The sequence below is a fragment of the Vicinamibacterales bacterium genome (assembly GCA_041659285.1).
Lineage (GTDB): Bacteria > Acidobacteriota > Vicinamibacteria > Vicinamibacterales > UBA2999 > 12-FULL-67-14b.
In genome coordinates, this window is the sequence record JBAZYO010000004.1 from 393,860 (window position 1) to 410,588 (window position 16,729).

15 protein-coding genes and 1 tRNA gene are annotated in these 16,729 nt (G+C 67.9%); 7 read left to right on the forward strand and 9 right to left on the reverse strand.

Features of this window, described 5'->3' with window-relative positions:
* Positions 1 to 35: 35 nt before the first annotated feature.
* Complete coding sequence (locus tag WC815_08815) at positions 36 to 2,438, reverse strand: beta-L-arabinofuranosidase domain-containing protein (GenBank protein MFA5908864.1); 2,403 nt, start codon at positions 2,436 to 2,438, stop codon at positions 36 to 38.
* Positions 2,439 to 2,480: 42 nt separating this feature from the next.
* On the opposite strand from WC815_08815, the gene WC815_08820 reads away from it, so the two are divergent.
* Complete coding sequence (locus WC815_08820) at positions 2,481 to 3,659, forward strand: aldose epimerase family protein (GenBank protein ID MFA5908865.1); 1,179 nt, start codon at positions 2,481 to 2,483, stop codon at positions 3,657 to 3,659.
* Here WC815_08820 and WC815_08825 read toward each other — a convergent pair.
* The 3 genes from WC815_08825 to WC815_08835 form a co-directional block, all read right to left on the reverse strand.
* Positions 3,637 to 4,335: a methyltransferase gene (locus tag WC815_08825; GenBank protein MFA5908866.1), complete on the reverse strand. Its 699-nt coding sequence runs from the start codon at positions 4,333 to 4,335 to the stop codon at positions 3,637 to 3,639. The genes WC815_08820 and WC815_08825 overlap by 23 nt on opposite strands.
* A complete protein-coding gene (locus tag WC815_08830; protein ID MFA5908867.1) occupies positions 4,332 to 5,915 on the reverse strand; it encodes an FGGY family carbohydrate kinase in 1,584 nt (527 codons plus the stop codon). Before WC815_08830 ends, WC815_08825 begins: the two co-directional genes overlap by 4 nt.
* A 74-nt stretch (positions 5,916 to 5,989) precedes the next feature.
* The gene (locus WC815_08835) at positions 5,990 to 6,838 is read right to left on the reverse strand and encodes a 5'-3' exonuclease H3TH domain-containing protein (protein ID MFA5908868.1); all 849 of its coding nucleotides are present in this window, start codon (positions 6,836 to 6,838) and stop codon (positions 5,990 to 5,992) included.
* A 183-nt stretch (positions 6,839 to 7,021) separates the two neighbouring features.
* Here WC815_08835 and WC815_08840 point away from each other — a divergent pair, with 183 nt between their 5' ends.
* The 3 genes from WC815_08840 to WC815_08850 are packed head-to-tail and all read left to right on the forward strand — an operon-like array spanning position 7,022 to position 9,015.
* Positions 7,022 to 7,291: a MoaD/ThiS family protein gene (locus WC815_08840; GenBank protein MFA5908869.1), complete on the forward strand. Its 270-nt coding sequence runs from the start codon at positions 7,022 to 7,024 to the stop codon at positions 7,289 to 7,291.
* Between the two features lie 6 nt (positions 7,292 to 7,297).
* Positions 7,298 to 8,416, forward strand: a complete 1,119-nt coding sequence (locus WC815_08845; GenBank protein MFA5908870.1) for a hypothetical protein — start codon at positions 7,298 to 7,300, stop codon at positions 8,414 to 8,416.
* Complete coding sequence (locus WC815_08850; protein MFA5908871.1) at positions 8,413 to 9,015, forward strand: plastocyanin/azurin family copper-binding protein; 603 nt, start codon at positions 8,413 to 8,415, stop codon at positions 9,013 to 9,015. Before WC815_08845 ends, WC815_08850 begins: the two co-directional genes overlap by 4 nt.
* A 40-nt stretch (positions 9,016 to 9,055) precedes the next feature.
* On the opposite strand, the gene WC815_08855 is transcribed toward WC815_08850, so the two are convergent.
* Entirely contained in the window at positions 9,056 to 9,457 is a 402-nt protein-coding gene (locus tag WC815_08855; protein MFA5908872.1) for a hypothetical protein, read from the reverse strand.
* Between the two features lie 106 nt (positions 9,458 to 9,563).
* Between WC815_08855 and WC815_08860 the strand changes: the two genes are divergently transcribed.
* A complete protein-coding gene (locus WC815_08860; GenBank protein MFA5908873.1) occupies positions 9,564 to 10,508 on the forward strand; it encodes a hypothetical protein in 945 nt (314 codons plus the stop codon).
* Between the two features lie 13 nt (positions 10,509 to 10,521).
* A tRNA-Ala gene (locus WC815_08865) sits at positions 10,522 to 10,597 on the forward strand.
* A 68-nt stretch (positions 10,598 to 10,665) separates the two neighbouring features.
* Here WC815_08865 and WC815_08870 read toward each other — a convergent pair.
* Entirely contained in the window at positions 10,666 to 12,330 is a 1,665-nt protein-coding gene (locus WC815_08870) for a S1C family serine protease (protein ID MFA5908874.1), read from the reverse strand.
* A gap of 39 nt (positions 12,331 to 12,369) precedes the next feature.
* On the opposite strand from WC815_08870, the gene WC815_08875 reads away from it, so the two are divergent.
* Complete coding sequence (locus tag WC815_08875) at positions 12,370 to 13,215, forward strand: crosslink repair DNA glycosylase YcaQ family protein (protein ID MFA5908875.1); 846 nt, start codon at positions 12,370 to 12,372, stop codon at positions 13,213 to 13,215.
* 4 nt (positions 13,216 to 13,219) lie between these two features.
* Here WC815_08875 and WC815_08880 read toward each other — a convergent pair whose 3' ends face one another.
* From WC815_08880 to WC815_08890, 3 genes are all read right to left on the reverse strand, one after another.
* The gene (locus tag WC815_08880; protein ID MFA5908876.1) at positions 13,220 to 14,626 is read right to left on the reverse strand and encodes a PQQ-dependent sugar dehydrogenase; all 1,407 of its coding nucleotides are present in this window, start codon (positions 14,624 to 14,626) and stop codon (positions 13,220 to 13,222) included.
* Positions 14,627 to 14,731: 105 nt separating this feature from the next.
* Positions 14,732 to 16,339 (reverse strand): M56 family metallopeptidase, encoded by a 1,608-nt coding sequence (locus WC815_08885; GenBank protein MFA5908877.1) that lies wholly within the window; start codon positions 16,337 to 16,339, stop codon positions 14,732 to 14,734.
* The gene (locus tag WC815_08890; GenBank protein ID MFA5908878.1) at positions 16,336 to 16,725 is read right to left on the reverse strand and encodes a BlaI/MecI/CopY family transcriptional regulator; all 390 of its coding nucleotides are present in this window, start codon (positions 16,723 to 16,725) and stop codon (positions 16,336 to 16,338) included. Before WC815_08890 ends, WC815_08885 begins: the two co-directional genes overlap by 4 nt.
* Positions 16,726 to 16,729 lie beyond the last annotated feature (4 nt).

The window sequence follows — 16,729 nt, forward strand, 5'->3', positions numbered from 1 at the left end:
CAGGACCCGCCTGCGGCCCTGCTTGGGATCGCTCCCTAGCTGCGGATCGTGCGGATCGCAAACACGGGCGCCACCTCGTTGCCGTTGGTGGCGACGAAGCGCACGGTGATCGTCTGGCGGCCGTTCGTAATCAGCGGCGGCACGCGGTAATGCATGTCGTAGAACTTCGCCACGCTGCTCTGCGGCATCACGCCGTTGCCAATCCGGAGGTCATCGACGAGGATGTCGAACGTCCGCGCGCGGCGGTTGTCGCTGTTGTAGGTCACGACCAGCGTGGTCGGGCTCGAGCCGTCGATGGGCAGGTCGTACGAAAACCACCTGGCGCTGCGCCGCCCGGACCGGCCGTCGTTGCGCACAATCGTGGATTCCTCGCCGCGCTGGTTGAACGGCTTCTCCGCGGCCGGATCGATCGTCACCAACGCCGCCATCGTCGCGGCCTCGAGCTCGGCCTGGCGCTGGCGTTCGGCGTCGAGCTCGGCGAGCTTCGCGGCGAATTCGACGGGCGTCAGCACATCCCAGTAGGCGGCGTAGACGCGGCGATGCACGCCGTAGAACGGGCGGAACTCGACGTCGGCCGCGGCGGATCCGCCCGGCGTGCGCAGGAGGCCCGCGGCCATGAACGTGCCCGGCTTGCCCGCCACCGGCTTCAGCAGTTCCGTGACCGGCCGCTCGGTCACGATTGCCGGCGGTTCAGGCGGAGCCGACCGCACGCCGTCGCCGTCGCCATCGTCTCCACGCCGCGGTGCCGGGCCCAGGTCGCCGGCCAGCACCAGCGGTCCCCACATCACGACCGCCTTCTTCGGATTGTCGGGCAGGCGCTCGAGGCGCAGGGCCTTCGGCATCGCCAGCGTGACCTCATCACCGCTCTTCCACGTTCGCCGAATCTCCACGTACGAACCGGCCCTGGGCAGCGTCGAGACCGGCCGGCCATTCACGCGCACGCTGAAGCCGTCTTGCGCCCACGACGGCCGCCGCAGGGCGAGCGTGAACTCGCGCGGCGCCCGCAGCTCGAGCTTCATCGCCGCCGCGTCGCCCTCGGGGAACGACGTGGACATCTCGAACTTCACGCCGGCCGCTCCCCACCGCGCCGTGGATGGGGCGTAAACGTTCACGAAGAGCCGGTCACCGGATTCGTAGTACAGCCCGAGGCCGTGCAGCGCGTGGCTCTCCATGCCGGTGCCGACACAGCACGTGAAGCTCCGCTGCATGTCGGCGTATTCCCGCCGCACGCCGGCGCCGACCGGCACCATGTAGCAAGTGGACCCGTCTTCGCTGTCCATCGATCCCAGGATGTGGTTGAACAGCGCGCGTTCGTGGAACTCGGCGTAGCGGATGTCGGGCTCCAACGCGAACAGCTTCCGCGTCAGCTTCAGCATGTTGTAGACGTTGCAGGTCTCGGCGGTCCGTCCTTCGGTGATGTTGCCGAGCAGGTCGGGCTCGCGGAAGTACTCGTCCTTGCCGTGACCGCCGGTGGCGAAGGTGTGGTGGTTGACGACGCGATTCCAGAACACCGTGGCCGCGGCCTGGTCGCCGCGATCGCCGGCGCAGGCATAGCGGGCGGCGGCGCCCACCAGCTTCGGCACCTGCGTGTTGCCGTGCAGGCTGCTCAGCGGATCCTGTCCGGCCTTGAGCGGATCGATCACCGCCTTGTGGTCGAACTTGTGCGAGAGGTCGAGCCACCGCTGGTCGCCGGTGTCGGCGTAAAGATCCGCCATCATCTCGTTCATGCCGCCGAACTCGGTGGCCAGCATGCGCTGGATGGTCGCGTCGTCCATCGGCGACAGGAACGTCGCCGCCCACTCGGCGAACTTCACTTCAATCGCCAGGGCGGCCTGGTTGCCGGTGTGGCGGTAGGCGTCGCGCAGGCCGGCAAAGGTCTTGTGCAGCGTGTACCACGGCGACCACAGGCCGTTCAGGTCGAAGTTCGCGGAGCGGATGTTGCCCTTCGACACCTCGGCGAACGCCGCCTTCACGCCCTGGAGCGCGCCGGCATACCCGTCGCCGTGCGCGTCTTGCACCACCTTCAGCTCGCTGACGATGTAGTCGGCGCGTTGCTTGAAGCGGGCGTCGCCGGTGGCGGCCCACATCAGGCTGACCGCCGACAGATAGTGCCCGGCGATGTGGCCGGTGAGCTGGCGGCCCTCGGCGTCCCAGCCGGTGTAGCCCTCGGCCCTGGGCGCGAGGCCGGCGAGCTTGCGATAGAAGGCCAGCATGCGATCGGGCTCGAGCGACAGCAGGTACTTGGCGTCGAGGTCCTGCGCGTGTTTGAGCGGACCGCCGGTCAGGCGCACCGCCGTCAACGGCAGCGGCCGCGCCGTGTCGGCCACCGCCAGCGCGATCTTCTGGGCAAAGCCGGACGAGACCAGCCACGCCGACCCGCCGGCGACCAGCTGAAAGAACTCGCTGCGGGAGATCTTGTCGCGGAACGCAAGGCCCATGGACGCGCCATCTTACATTGCGACGCGTGGTAGTCTGCCCCCATGAGACCCCTGGTGTGTTCCATGCTGCTGGCATTGACCGTGGGGGCCTGCCGCGCCACGCCACCAGCGGCGCCGGCGGCCGCGCCCGCCGCTGCGCCCGAGGCGTCAGGACCGACCGTGCCCAAAGACCTCTTCGGAACGATCGCGCTTCCCAACCAGCCCGCGCAAGCGATCGAACGCTACACGCTGAAGAACGCCCACGGCGTCGAAGTGCAGGCGATCACGTACGGCGGCATCATCACGTCGATCAAGGCGCCTGACCGTAACGGCGCGATGGCCGACATCGTGCTGGGTTTCGACAGCATCGACGGTTACGCCAAGGGCCATCCCTATTTCGGCGCCCTTGTCGGGCGCTACGGCAACCGCATCGCCAGGGGCCGCTTTGCGATCGATGGCCAGTCGTTCCGGCTGGCCACCAACGACGGGCCCAACCACCTGCACGGCGGCGTTCGCGGTTTCGACAAGCAGGTGTGGAAGGCGGAGCCACTGCCGGGCAAGAACGGCGTGATGTTCTCCAGGACGAGCCCCGACGGCGAAGAGGGGTATCCCGGCAACCTGGAGCTTCGTGTCAGCTACGAGCTCACCGACGGGAACCAACTGATCGTCGAGTACCGCGCGGTGACCGACAAGGCCACCCCGCTCAACCTGACGCAGCACAGCTACTTCAACCTGGCCGGCGACGGCTCGGGCGACATCCTCGGACACTCGCTGCTGTTAAATGCCGACCGCTACACGCCCGTGAACGGCACGCTGATTCCAACCGGCGACATCGCTTCCGTCGAGGGGACGCCCTTTGACTTCCGGACGGCGTCGCTGATCGGCGCGCGCATCGACCAGCCGCATCCGCAGCTCAAGGCCGGCAAGGGCTACGACCACAACTGGGTGCTCAATCGCCGCGGCGAAGGCCTGCAGCTCGCGGCCGTGGTCACTGAGCCGGCGTCGGGCCGCACGCTCGAGATCACCACGACCGAACCGGGCATCCAGTTCTACGCCGGGAATTTTCTCGACGGCACGCTGACCGGCAAGAACGGCCACGTCTACAAGCACCGCTCCGGCTTCTGCCTCGAAACGCAGCACTTCCCGGATTCGCCGAATCAGCCCGCGTTCCCGTCTGCCATCGTGAAACCGGGAGAGGAATTCCGGAGCACGACGGTGTTCACGTTTGGGGTGTCCCGCTAGCCGCGAGAGGCGCGCCGGGCGACGCGAGGAGCAGCCGGTTCTTGGGCGTGACCTCGGCGGGAATCGCCTGGGTCCACACGCGATACCCGTGACGTTCGAGCCCGACCGCGCGCATGATGTCGATGGCCAGCGGACCATCGACCCATCCCGACAAGGCGCCGGAATCATTCACCACCAGGTCGTGACAGCACGGCAGCACCGCCACGCGGGCCCCAGCCGCGACCGCGCGCGCCAGGACCACGTCGGTCAGCGCGCCGCACGCGTGACTCGACACCACCAGGTCGTCGGCCCGCAGACTGACGGCGTCGAGCGGCCCTTCCTCGAAAGTCACGCGGCCCTGCAGGCGGGGCCACTCCTGCAGCAGCGCGGCATGCAGCTTCGCGCACGAGGGCGGCAATCGCGTATCCACGGCGATGGCCTCCGCCGACGTGTCGTCCAGGATCATCAGGATCTGAGCGAGCAGGCCGTGGCCCGCTCCCAAATCGACAATGCGGCCGCCGCGGAACAGGCGTCGCGCGCGCCGCGCGACCTCCCAGGCTTCGTAGAGCTCCTTGCGCGGGAGGCAACCGGCGTGGCACACCGCCCGGGCAATGCGGTCGAACAGCGTCTCCCCGGGAAAACGGCCGAGATCGTGATCGGTGAGGCGGGCCTTCGAGGCGGGAGAAAACGGCGTCATCCGATTGGCGGGGGGGCCTGGTGGACCGCCTCGATGTCGGCGTAGCGGACCCGCAGGTCCCGATACAGGTCCACGTGCTCCAAGCGCGGCATCACGCGATCGCTCGCGCGCGTTTCGGTAAAGTCCTTCACGACGGTGTTCCACGTGATGGGCTCGCCGCTCGCCAGCCGGTCGGCATGAAAGGCGCGCAGGGCGGCGCCCAGGCACGCGGTGTTGTCCAGGTTCAGGCGATCCACCGGCACGCCGAACACGTCCGCCATCACCTGCAACAGCGCATCGTTCACGGAGGCGCCTCCGGTCGCGACGATCCGCGTGAGGCCGCCGGCGGTGATGCCCGCCGAGTGATTCGCGATGGCCATCATCTGACCTTCGACCACGGCGCGGACATCCTGATCGGCATCGCGGCCGTCGTAAGCGAACCGCCGCACGCCGGGAAGCCGGACGGGCGGGGTGATCTCTTCCTCGAGCCACGGCAGCATGAGCGCGCCGCCGTTGCCGGCCGGCGTGCGGTCGAGCGCGACCGAGAAGCCGTCCCAATCAAGGTGATGGATCCGCCGGATCCAGTCGCGGGTCAGCGACCCGTTCCGAAAGCAGACCAGGCTCATGAACCCGCCCATCGGCGATCCAAACACGTGCGAAGCGCCGGTACCAGGATCGCGGGTCAAAGCAAACGCGGTGTCGCTGGTGCCCAGCGAGACCGCCAGGTGTCCCTCCGTCACGACGCCGGTGCCGACCAGGCTGCTCGGGTTGTCGCCGGTCCACGCGACGACGTGCGCGGGTGGAAACGAATAGCGGTCCTGCCAATACGTGGACAGCGATCCGGCGATCGTCGACGACGGCCGGATATCGGGGAGCTTGAGCACGAGGCCGGGAGCGGTGGCGTCGAGTGCGGCCGCGGACCAGGTCGAGGAACGGATGTCCATCAAGTTCATCCCCGAGGCGTCACCGGGCTCGAGCGGCGCGTCACCACCGGTGAGCAGCGATGCGAGGAACGAGCTCACCAGGTGAATCCGCGTGGTGGCTGAGTAGGCGCCGGGGTGGTCGTGCTGGAACTTGCGGATCTGCGGGCCGGTGAACCGCGCGTGGGCTCGCGACCCGGTGAGCCGCGCCGTCGCCTCGGCGCCGCCCAGGGCCGCTTCAATCGCCGCACACTCCTTGCCGGTGCTCTCGTCCATCCAGACCGGCGAGAGGTCCCGCGAGAAAGTGCCCGCCAGTTGCGGCGCCAGCGGTGTGTCGCGGGTCAGCGTGCGCCAGGCGTCGCGGGCGCGGCGGTTGAGATAGACGCTTCCATGCTGTTGCGCGGCGCCGGATATGGCGCGGATCGAGCCGATCTCAACATTGGCGTCGCGCGCGAGCATCGACATCATGCGATCGAGCGCATCGGCCCACATCACCGGCGAGGCCAGCACTTCGCCGGCCCCGCTCCCGCGGACGACGCCGGCGGTGGTGCCGTACTCCGGCAGGTCGCGGTCGAAACTCAGGGACTGCTGGAACACCACCCGGCGGACCTCGCCCTCGACCTCAATCACGATGGCGCTGAGGCTCTGCGTGCTCGCGTCAAATCCGAGGTAAAGCGACACGCCTCACTTTACTTTCCATTCCTGGAGGCCGGCCGAGAAACCCGGCTGCATCGCTCGGGACAGGCGACGCATGCCTACACCGACTTCGCCGAATCCAGCCGTTCCTTGATCGCCGCGAACGCCGGCGTCGGCCCGTGGTATTCCAACTCGTCCACCGACTCGAACAGCGGGACGTCGGTCCGTATCGTCGCGATCTGCCTGAACAACAACGCCTGCTCGCGATCGCGCTTGAGCGTGGCCGCCAGCGAGCCGGCGCGGGCGACGTTGACGCCGTCCCAGGCGCGATGGTCGTCCGGGATCGCCTCGATGTGACCGAATCGCGCCAGCACCGCCGACGCCGACTTCGCCCCCCATCCCGTCAGACCGGGATAACCGTCGGAGGTGTCGCCGACCAGCGCGAGGTAGTCGGGAATGGACGCGGGCGGCACGCCGAACTTGGCGATCACGCCGGCCTCGTCGCGGGTGGTCCGCCGCAGCCGATCCTCCTGGACAATGCGCGTGCCCTGCACGCATTGGGAGAGATCCTTGTCGGGGGTGCAGATGCGCACCTGCGTCACGCGCGGATCGCGCGCCGCCTTCACCGCCGCCGCGCCCAGCGCGTCGTCGGCCTCGAACTCCACCATCGGCCACACCACCACGCCGTAGGCCGACAGGGCTTCCTCGAGCAGCGGGAACTGCGCGAGCAGCTCCGGCTCGATGCCTTCACCCGTCTTGTAGCCGGGCCACAACTCGTTGCGAAACGATTCGACCACCTTGTCGGTGGCCACGCCGACGTGGGTCGCGCCGCCGTTGACCATGCCGCGAATCGACGCCAGCACGCCGCGCACGGCGCCCACTTCCATGCCGCCGCGATCGCGCGCGGGTGGCACGGCGTAGAAATGGCGGAACAGTTCGAACGTGCCGTCGACTAAATGGACAATCATGGGCTCGCTTCGCTTGTGGGGCTCGGGGCTTCGCCCCTTGTAGGGCTCGGCTTCGCCTTCGTGGGGCTCGCTTACGCTCGTAGGGTTCCACGAACGAACTAAGCCCCAGGAGCGAAGCGACCCCCACGAGGCCGCGAAGCGGCCGAGCCCGACGAGCGAAGCGAGCCATTGTAATATCAGCCGATGCCATCGGTGAGGTTCACGCGCAATATCCAGCGCCACGTTTCGTGCCCGACACTCGAGGTCGAGGGCACGACGCTGCGCGAGGTGTTCGACGCCTATTTCACCGCCAACGAGCAGGCGCGCGGCTACGTGCTGGACGACCGCGGCCGGCTGCGCAAGCACATGGCCGCGTTCATCGACGGCCGGCAGATCGACGATCGCGAATCGCTCAGCGATGCGGTGCCGGCCACGGCCGTGGTGGACATCGTGCAATCGCTGTCGGGAGGCTAGCGTCCCATGAGCAATCGATGTTTCGTCAGCACGCGGAAGGGCCTGTTCACGCTGGAGCGTGGGGCCGCCGGGTGGCGGGTGGCCCGGGCGAGTTTCGTCGGCGACAACTGCACCCTCGCCCTGCCCGACCCACGCAGTGGCCACCTGATCGCGGCGCTCAATCACGGCCACTTCGGTGTCAAGCTGCACCGCTCGCACGACGGCGGCTCGACGTGGACCGAAATCCCCGCGCCGAAGTACCCCGAGAAGCCCGCCGGCTACGTCCCGAAGCTGCCGGTGGAAGGCACGCCGGTGGACTGGGCGCTGAAGCTGGTGTGGGCGCTCGAACCGGGCGGGCCCAACGAACCCGGCGTGCTCTGGTGCGGCACGCTGCCCGGCGGCCTGTTCCGATCCGAAGACGGCGGCGACTCGTGGGAGCTGAACCGCCCGCTCTGGGACGATCCGCGGCGCGAGCAGTGGTTCGGCGGCGGCGCCGATCAGCCCGGCATCCACTCGATTTGCGTGGACCCGCGCGACGCCCGGCACGTGAAGGTCGGCGTGTCGTGCGGCGGCGTCTGGACCACCCGCGATGGCGGCGGCCACTGGGAGATTACCGCCAAGGGCATGCGCGCCGAGTTCATGCCGGCCGAGAAGCAGTTCGAAGAGAACGTGCAGGATCCGCACCTCGTCGTGCAGTGCCGATCGAACCCGGATGTGCTGTGGGTGCAGCATCACAACGGCATCTTCCGCTCCACCGACGACGCCGCCTCGTGGACCGAGATCACGGGCGTCAAGCCGTCGGCGTTCGGCTTCGCGGTGGCGGTGCATCCGGCCAACCCCGATGTCGCGTGGTTCGTGCCGGGAGTCAGCGACGAGAAGCGCTATCCCGTTGACGGGCGTGTCGTCGTCAACCGCACGCAAGACGGCGGCAAGACGTTCGAAACGCTGACCCGCGGCTTGCCGCAGGCCCATGCCTACGACCTGGCCTACCGGCACGCGCTCGACGTCGATGAATCCGGGCAGACGCTGGCGTTCGGCTCCACCACCGGCTCGCTGTGGATCAGCGAAGATAGTGGTGATTCGTGGGATACGCTGGCGTCGAACCTGCCGCCCGTGTACGCGGTCCGTTTTGAAAAGCAGACATGAAACAGTCGATCGTCATCCTGGTCCTGTGCGGCGCCGCCGCCGCCTGCAGTTCGCCCGCATCACAGCCCGCACCCGCACCGCCGCCAGCCGCCGCGACCGGCATTGCTGAAGTCACCGGCACCGCTCCGGCCGGTGCCATCGTCTCGCTGCAGCCCGCGGCCGGCGACATCCCGATGCCGTCGGGTCCGGCCGTCATGGATCAATACGCCAAGCAGTTCGTGCCGGGGGTCCTGTACGTTCGCGTGGGGCAGCCCGTCGAGTTCCGCAATACCGAAGACATGGGCCACAACGTCTCGGTGAATCGCCGCGGCACGGGCGCCAGCGTGTTTAACGTCGAGACGGATCCGCAGCAGAAGCACGTCCACACGTTCGATCGGGTGGGTCAGTACGACGTGATGTGCAGCGTGCATCCCGGCATGCAGGCCACCGTCATTGCCACCAACAGCCCGATGGCCACGGTGGCGGACGACGCCGGGAACTTCGTCATCGCCAACGTGCCGGCGGGCGCCTACAAGCTCAGCGTGACCTTCGAGGGCCGCACGATCGACCAGGCCGTGGACGTCACCGGGCCGCGCACGCAGGTCCGCGTCCTTCCCTAGGATCTCTTGGAGCGGGCTGAGGCTCTAACAGGTGCGTCAGCTATGCGCTGGCGGACGGCCTGTGGAGCTTGAGGACCGTGACCAGCTCGCCGTGGGCCAGCACCGCCTCCGGCAATTCCTGGAGCGCGGCGTGATAGCGCGCCGCATAGGCGCTGCCAGGGAGCGGTGACGCCAGTTCCCGGGCCTGCGCGATGAGGGGCGCGGCAGCCGGGGTTTCGGGCGGCTTCGCCTCCAGTGCTTCGTCGATGCCGACGATGAGCCCCGACATCGATCGGAGCCAGGCAAAGGCCTCGTCGTTGAGAATCACCTGTAATAGTTCTGTAATAGGCATCGGCCCGTGGTCCATGACGTACTCGGACCGCTGCCAGTCGATCAGCGTTTTATGCAGGTGTAACAGGGCTTTTCTGAGTTCGCGGAGGAGGGATCGGTCGGCGTCGGTCACGGCAGGGCCACTAGCGATCTTACCAGCGAAAGGCCCCGGCTCGGCATATGATGACCCCACGCCCGGCGCATTGCGTGTGGCGTTCGCACCGCGGATCGCCAGACTTATGAGCCTACCGACACTGAATTTTCTGTCATTCGAGAGCCGCACCACCAATCGCTACTCTCTGGCGTTATTCACCCTTTTCATCGCGACCCACCTGGTGGTGGTGTTCGCCTTGCTCCGCTACTTCTTCAGGCCGACGTGGGACCAGCAATGGTCCGGTGGAACCGGGGTCGTGGTCCTCACGATCCTGGGGTGCAACGTGGTGTTCTGCTTCGGCGAATTCCTGTTCCACCGCTACCTGCTGCACGTACCGAGCGTCCAGTTCCTGGGGCGCCTCTGCTTCAGCCACCTGAACCATCACAAGCTCACCTCGATCGGCTTTACCGCCGACAACACCGTCCGCAGCCTGTATCCCATCGTCGACGCCGACTCCGACGAGGGCGGCACGTTTCCGCCGTGGGCGCTGCTTGCGTTCATGGCGGTGCTGACGCCCTTTCTGGCGGTCATCGCGTTCTCGTTTCCGACGTTCCCGGTTCTCATCGGCGGCTACACCGCGATTGCGGTGGCTCACTTCCTGTACGAGACCATCCACCTCGCGCACCACACGCCGTACGATCCGTGGTGGAAGGGCAAGATCGAGAGTCCGGTGCTGGGCACGATGTGGCGAAAGCTCTACGGCTTTCACCAGGCTCATCATGCCAACTACAAGTGCAACATGAACATTGCCGGCTTCTTCGGCCTGCCGCTGGCCGATCTCGTGCTCGGAACCTACGAGCAACCCGAGGTGCTGCTGCTCGATGGCGCGCCGGCGACGAAAGAGATGGCCGCCAAGCTGACCGCGCACCCGCGCTGGCCCATCTCGTGGTTCGACAGCCTCATACTGGAGCGGCGGAAGCGAATGTCGCGCGAGCAGGCGGCGCGAGTGGCAGCGCGCCGGGCGGCCACGAGCAGCACCGGATGGTCGCAGCCCGTGGTTGATCCGGCCAGTCCCGGCGAGTTACAATAAGCCCTTCCCCGAGGGGCCAGTAGCGCAGTTGGGAGCGCGCATGAATGGCATTCATGAGGTCACCGGTTCGATCCCGGTCTGGTCCACCATCCTTCGCTCACTAATGCAGGCGAAGGCGGGCAAGTAACGTTCCCCCTGAACTTAAAACTGCTCCCGGCTATTTCACGGCCCGGTGAGACGCGAAGTCCTGCCAGATCTGCTGGACCACTTTCGCGTCGACGACCAGCGTGCCTGCAGTCCGCGGATCCTTTTCCGAATACAGCTGGAGCTTGACGGTCGCGCAGGCCGGCGACAGCGCGCCGGGGTCGAACGCGTAGAGGCCTTCGACGAGAGTGTCGTTGTCGGATACACGGTGCTCGAGTTTGAAAGGGTGCACGGGCACGATCTCGGCATCGCCGCACAACGCGCGCAGCCTGGCAAAATCCGGCTTGAGGCGCTTGATCGGCGGAATCGCCATGCCCTGGGTCATCGCCGCCCCGCGAGCGACCTTGGTCCAGAACCCCTCCACCAGCTTCGGTGTGACGCGGATCAGCAGAACCGGCGGCGTCGCCGACACGTACTCGGACCAGTTGCCGAAGTCGGTGAGCAGCCGCTCGGCGATCTCATCGGCGTCGGGCATGCGCGCGCCGGCGTTCCAGTCGCGGGCGGGCGTCCGATCAGCCCGCGCCCGCGCGGCCATGAGCTGCACGGGTGTAATGAACACGATGTCGAAGTCGGACGTGGACATCCGATAGAGACTCGGGCTGCCCGTGCCACTTGGCGCGCCGGCTCCGGTCGAACCAGACGGGAACGGCCGGACAGACTCGACGGGAAGATGCGTGGCCGGCGGCAGCGGCGTGTCCTTGATCGTCTGCGCCGCCGACGCGACGAGCTCGCACAGGCGGCCGACGCGGACAATGCGGCCGCGGGCATCCCGCTGCCCATCGCGCCCGGTAATCAGCGTGGTGACGCCGATCAGCCGGCCGTTTGGCGCAAACGCCGGCCCACCGGTGCCGCCTGCGCTCGGCACGAGGTCGGTGTCGATGGCGTTCGCCAGGATGCCGTCGACCGCACCGGAGCTGGTGCCCCGCGGCCGTCCCAGCGGCGCTTCGAGCGCGGCAATCTCCTGGCCCATGGACAACGGCTCTGCCGCCTTGCCGCACTCGAGCGGCAGCGCCTTCGCCGCCGCGGCGATCGACGGGTCGATTCGGATCAGCGCGACCCCCCGCATCGCATCGGACACGATGACGGTACCTGCGACCTTGACGCTCGGCGACAACTGCACTTCCACCGACGTGGCCGCGCCGATCACCTGCTGGTCGGCCGCAATCAGCCCGTTCGAATCGATCAGGAAGCCAGACCCGTGAGTGGTTGCGGTCCAAATCTGGACGATGCTGTCCTGCCACCGGGCCAACAGCGAGGACGGGTCCGCCTCCAACGGCGACGCGACCGAGGCCGCCGCATCGGTGATGGGCACGACCTCCGCGTTGTCGCCCGTCAACTCGAGCACCGCGTCGCGGCCCGCCTCGATGTCGACGATCCGGGTCCACTGGTAGGCCTTGCCCGCGAACGCCACCGGCCGGTCCGACTCCACCGTGTAGTTCCCAGGTGCCAGCCGAACGTCGACGGTGCCATCGAGTGAAGTGAGGATCCGCCGGGGCGGAGCGCTCGACGGGTTGTCGCTGATCAGCAGCACATGGCGCGGCACCGGTGTCGCCTGCCGATCGCCATCCACGACGACCACCTTGATGTGAAGGACGGCGAGCGGCTGGACGGCGTCAGTACGCGGGGTGATCAGGAAGAGGATGGCAAGGACCAGTCCGCGGAATTCACGCGCGCGCACATCGACATCTTACCCGCTATTATTTCTTCACCCGCACAGATGAGACCCAAGCCGGAGATTCCGTCAGAGATCGAAGACTTCCGCGACGAGCGCTGGCGCCGCGAAGGCGCCCGCCAGGTCGAGACCGCCGCCGATGCGGAACGCTTCGTCGAGCAGGCCGGCTTCGCCGCGTGCCTCACCGATTCCCGCCGGCCGGGTCCGTCGCTCTACGTCGCGGTGTGCGGGCGGCGCGATGCGGTGATGCCGCGCAACGTCCAGAAGGACCCCGAGGCGTCGCTGACGTGGGTGTTGAAGGACGAGGTCATCCAGCGCGGCAAGGTCTATTACGCCAAGCTCGCGCGCGGCAAGGCCATGTTCCTGGCGCCGCGCATGATTCCCTACTTCAACGCGATCTGGGGCCTGCGCCGCGCCGAAGAGCCGCGGCGGCTGAGCAAGGACGCGCAGGCGGTCCTCAAGGTGCTGCGCCGGGAATGGGAGATGGCGACGTCGGACCTGCGCGAGGAGTCGGGCGTGAAAGATCGCCAGGCGTGCACGAAGGCGATCGACGAGCTCCAGGCGGCGATGATCGTGGTGCCGAGCGAGGTGCTCTACGAACCGAAGTTCACCTACATCTGGACGCTGGCCGTCGGCCGCTTCCCCGACGGGTTGCGGGCGCGCGTCAAGCGCGACACTGCCCTGCGTGAGATCGCGCGCGGCTTCCTGGCCGGGGCGGGCATGACCATTCCCGGGGAGCTGGCCCGCGTCACGGGGCTGTCGAGAACAGACGCCGGGCTGGGAAACCGCGCGCTGGTGGCGGAAGGCTACGCCACCATGCTCGCGCCCGGCTGGTACCAACTGAAAACAAGAGGTCAGGAGAGAACAACAGAACCTTCTGCGATCTCCTGAACTCTCAGGGCACGATCATCCGGATGACCCCGTCGCGCTTGTTGAGCACGAACAGCTGCCCCTGCGGGCCCATCCCGAGCCGCAGGTCGGCGCGCGGCGCCGCGGCCTTGCCGGCGGCGGCGTTCTTCTCGCGAATCAACTGCAGCAGCGTCTTTGACGTGCCCTTGTCGTTGAAGAGGATCCGCCGGATCGCATCCTGTCCGCCCTTGGGCTGCTGGTCCGCGTCCACGTAGAAGATCTCGCCGCTCGGGTTGTCGCCGAAGATCAGCTTGTTGGCGAGGGCCTTCACCGCGTTCTGGCGATATACGTAGACGCCGGTCACCGCCGCGCGCTGCAACAGCGGATCGCGGTGATCGTACTCGGCGATCGGATACACGAGCCCGGCCTCGCCACGCGGCTTGTCGGTGCCCACACCGTCGCGTCCCAGGTAGGTGAAGCTCGCCTCCCACTTGTTCCAGCCCAGGTTGGCGCCGGCGGTCACCTGGCTGATCTCCTCGACGATGTTCTGGCCGATGTCGGCCACGTACATGTTGCCGGTCTTCGCATCCCAGGAGAAGCGCTGCGGGTTGCGCACGCCGTAAGCGTAGATCTCGCCAAGCGTGTCGTCCTTGCCGTCGGCGGCAAACGGATTCGACGGCGGAATGCCGTAGTTGCCGTTCGCGCTGTTCTTGCCGAGCGGGTCAATGCGCAGGATCTTGGCGAACGCCGAAGCCAGATTCTGTCCGTGCTTGTAGGGGTCGCCGCCGCTGCCGCCATCGGCGAAGCCGACGTAGAGCAGCCCGAAGTCGGGGCTGCCGGGCCGCGCCTGCGAGTTGAATGCGATCTGGCCGCCGTTGTGATTCCCGAACGGATGCGCGGCGCGAAACAGCTCGCGCGGGGCGCCGCCGTCGTAAGTCGCGGCGACCGGGTTCTTCGCCGTCCATTCCAGCAGCACCGTATCGTGCGTGTGACCGGTGCCGCTCGGCAGGAAGTCGGCCTTCGGCGTCATGTTGCTGGTGTCGGTGTGCGTGTAGAACTTGCCGTAGCCGGGCGTGCCGCGCTGTGCGAACTGCGGGTGAAAGGCGATGCTCTGGAAGCCGCGCTCGGAACCCTGGAAGTTCACGCTGACGCCCCACGCCTCGGCGTTGATGTCGAGGTACTCGGCCACCGCCTTGCCGTCGTAGCTCACGCCGTAGATCTGGCCGCGCATGGTGTGGACGAACAACCGCCGCGTGCCCGGCTCGTCGACCAAGGTGTTCATGCGCGGCGCTTCCCCGCCGGCCGCATCCGGAATGGTGGCGAACTCGACGAAGTTGACGGCGATCACGCCGTCGATGGTGTTGATCGGCGTGGGGAACGGATCGGTGGTGCCCTGCGCCAACGCGGGCGAGGCACTCAACAGGGCCAGGACGAGCAGGCGGGTCATGCGCATGACCGGTATCTTACCTCCGGCCCGATCGGCCGCCCCGACCCGCCGCCCTGGGCAAGCCGCTGCAGAAGGAGCGCTTCGAAAGCGCCCTCCTCCGCACCAGCCGCCTTAGTCTTGCAGGCTGAACGCCACCTGCACGTTCATCAGCACCTCGACCGCCTCGCCATTGAGCAGCGTCGGGCTGAACTGCCACTGTCGGACGGCATCAACGGCGGCCCTGCCCAGGTCGGGATGCGCCGGCGAGCCGATCACGCGCGCCGACGTGACGCGTCCCTCCACGTCAATCATCGCAGTCAGCGAGACAACGCCTTCAAGGCCGGCGTCGCGCATCGCCTGCGGATAGACGGGCCGGACATCCACCAGCTTGCGCGGCGGTTTGATGTTGCCGCCAATGCGGACCGGCGCCCGCTCGGCGCGCGCCGCCGTGGACGGGCGTTGCTCCGTGACCGTGATCGTTTCCTGGAGGGTGCCGACCGGAATGGTCAGGGTGACATCCCAGTGCCGCGCGCTTTCGAGCCGCACGTCCTGCGCCAACGACATGAAGCCGGGCAGCCGCGAGCCGATCTGGTAGCGGCCCGGCGCCACGACGCCGAACTCGAAGCGGCCGTTGGCGTCGGTCGTGGCCGTCAGCCGATTGGCATCGGCATCATCCAGCGTCAAGGCGACCCCCGGCAGCACCGCGCCGGTCACGTCGTAGGCGGTGCCGGTCAGTGGCATGGGGCCCGCCTGTTCCTTTGCGCGGAAGCTCGCGGTGGTCAGGGTGATGCCGAGAATGACGGCGGCGGCCACCATCAGGGTTCGGCGGGCGGGGCGCGTCCGGGCGAGGGTCGTGTTCAACATTGCGGTAATCCTCCGTTCGAGTGTGGACAAGCGAGCCATCGGGACCAGGGTCGCCACGGGTGTCCGCGACCGGCAGACCCTGGCGATCTCCAACAGGTGTGACGCGTACTCGGCCGCCGGGACGCCGGCTTCGAGCACGGCGTCGTCGCAGGCCTGCTCGCCCTCGCGGCGCAGCCTGGCGCAGGCAATCCAGAGCAGCGGGTTGTACCAGAACGCCGCGCGAACCACTTCGGCGGCCATCTGGATGGCCCAATCAGCGCGGCGGACGTGCGCAAGTTCGTGTCCCAGCACGATGCGAATGCGGGCATCGCTCCACGATTCGCACTCGGCCGGCAACAACACCAGCGGCCGCCACCAGCCCCAGGTGCCGAGCATGGCGGGCAGCCCGGTCTGCAGCAGGACGACGCCCTCGCGCAGGTCGAAGCTCGACGACAGATCCCTGGCCGCCGTCAGCCACCGCTCGTCCACGACCGGAACGGCGCGCCTGGTCACGCCATGGAGGCGCACCAGGCTGATCATCATCATGAGGATGCTGACGACGAAGCCCGCCGCCCACATCGAGTTGGCAATGCGTTCGTACGAGATGAGAGTGGCAGACGCCGGCTGACGCGTCACGCTTGATGGCCTCGTCCCGTTGACGGGCACCTGCCCGATCTCGCGCCCGGCGAGCGCTGACGATTCGCCGGCGAGCGCCGACGCCGGCAGATCCCACGCCGGCAGGGCGAGACCGAGCGGCGCCACGGCGGCTGCCGACAGGATGCCTGCCGCCAGCACCCAATGACGGAGCGCGGCGGAGCGGCGCCGCAACGCCGCCGACGCGGCCAATGCCACCAGCACGATCACCGAGGCCCGCAGGCCGATCTCAAGGGCGTTCATCGCGGTGCCTTTCGTGCCGAGGCAATCAGGCCGGCAATCCGGTCCAGGTCGTCGTCAGAGAGCCGCGCCGCGTCGCTCCCGAGCAGGGTGGTCACCACCTTGGCGTGCGAGCCTTCGAAGAACGTGTCAACCAGGTGATTGAGCGCCGATCGGCGCGCCGCGTGGCGCGACACGGTGGGCATATAGACGAAGCGCAGGCCCTGCTCGTCGTGGCGGACGTGGCCCTTCTCTTCGAGCACGCGCAACTGGGTGCGGACGGTCGAATCGCTGGGGTCGCCGGCCAGGCTCTCGCGAATCTCGGCCGCGGTGGCGCGGCCGAGCCGGTAGAGCAGGTCCATGATCTGGCGTTCGCGCTTGGTGAGAACGGCGGGGCGGGGGGCAGCCATGTTA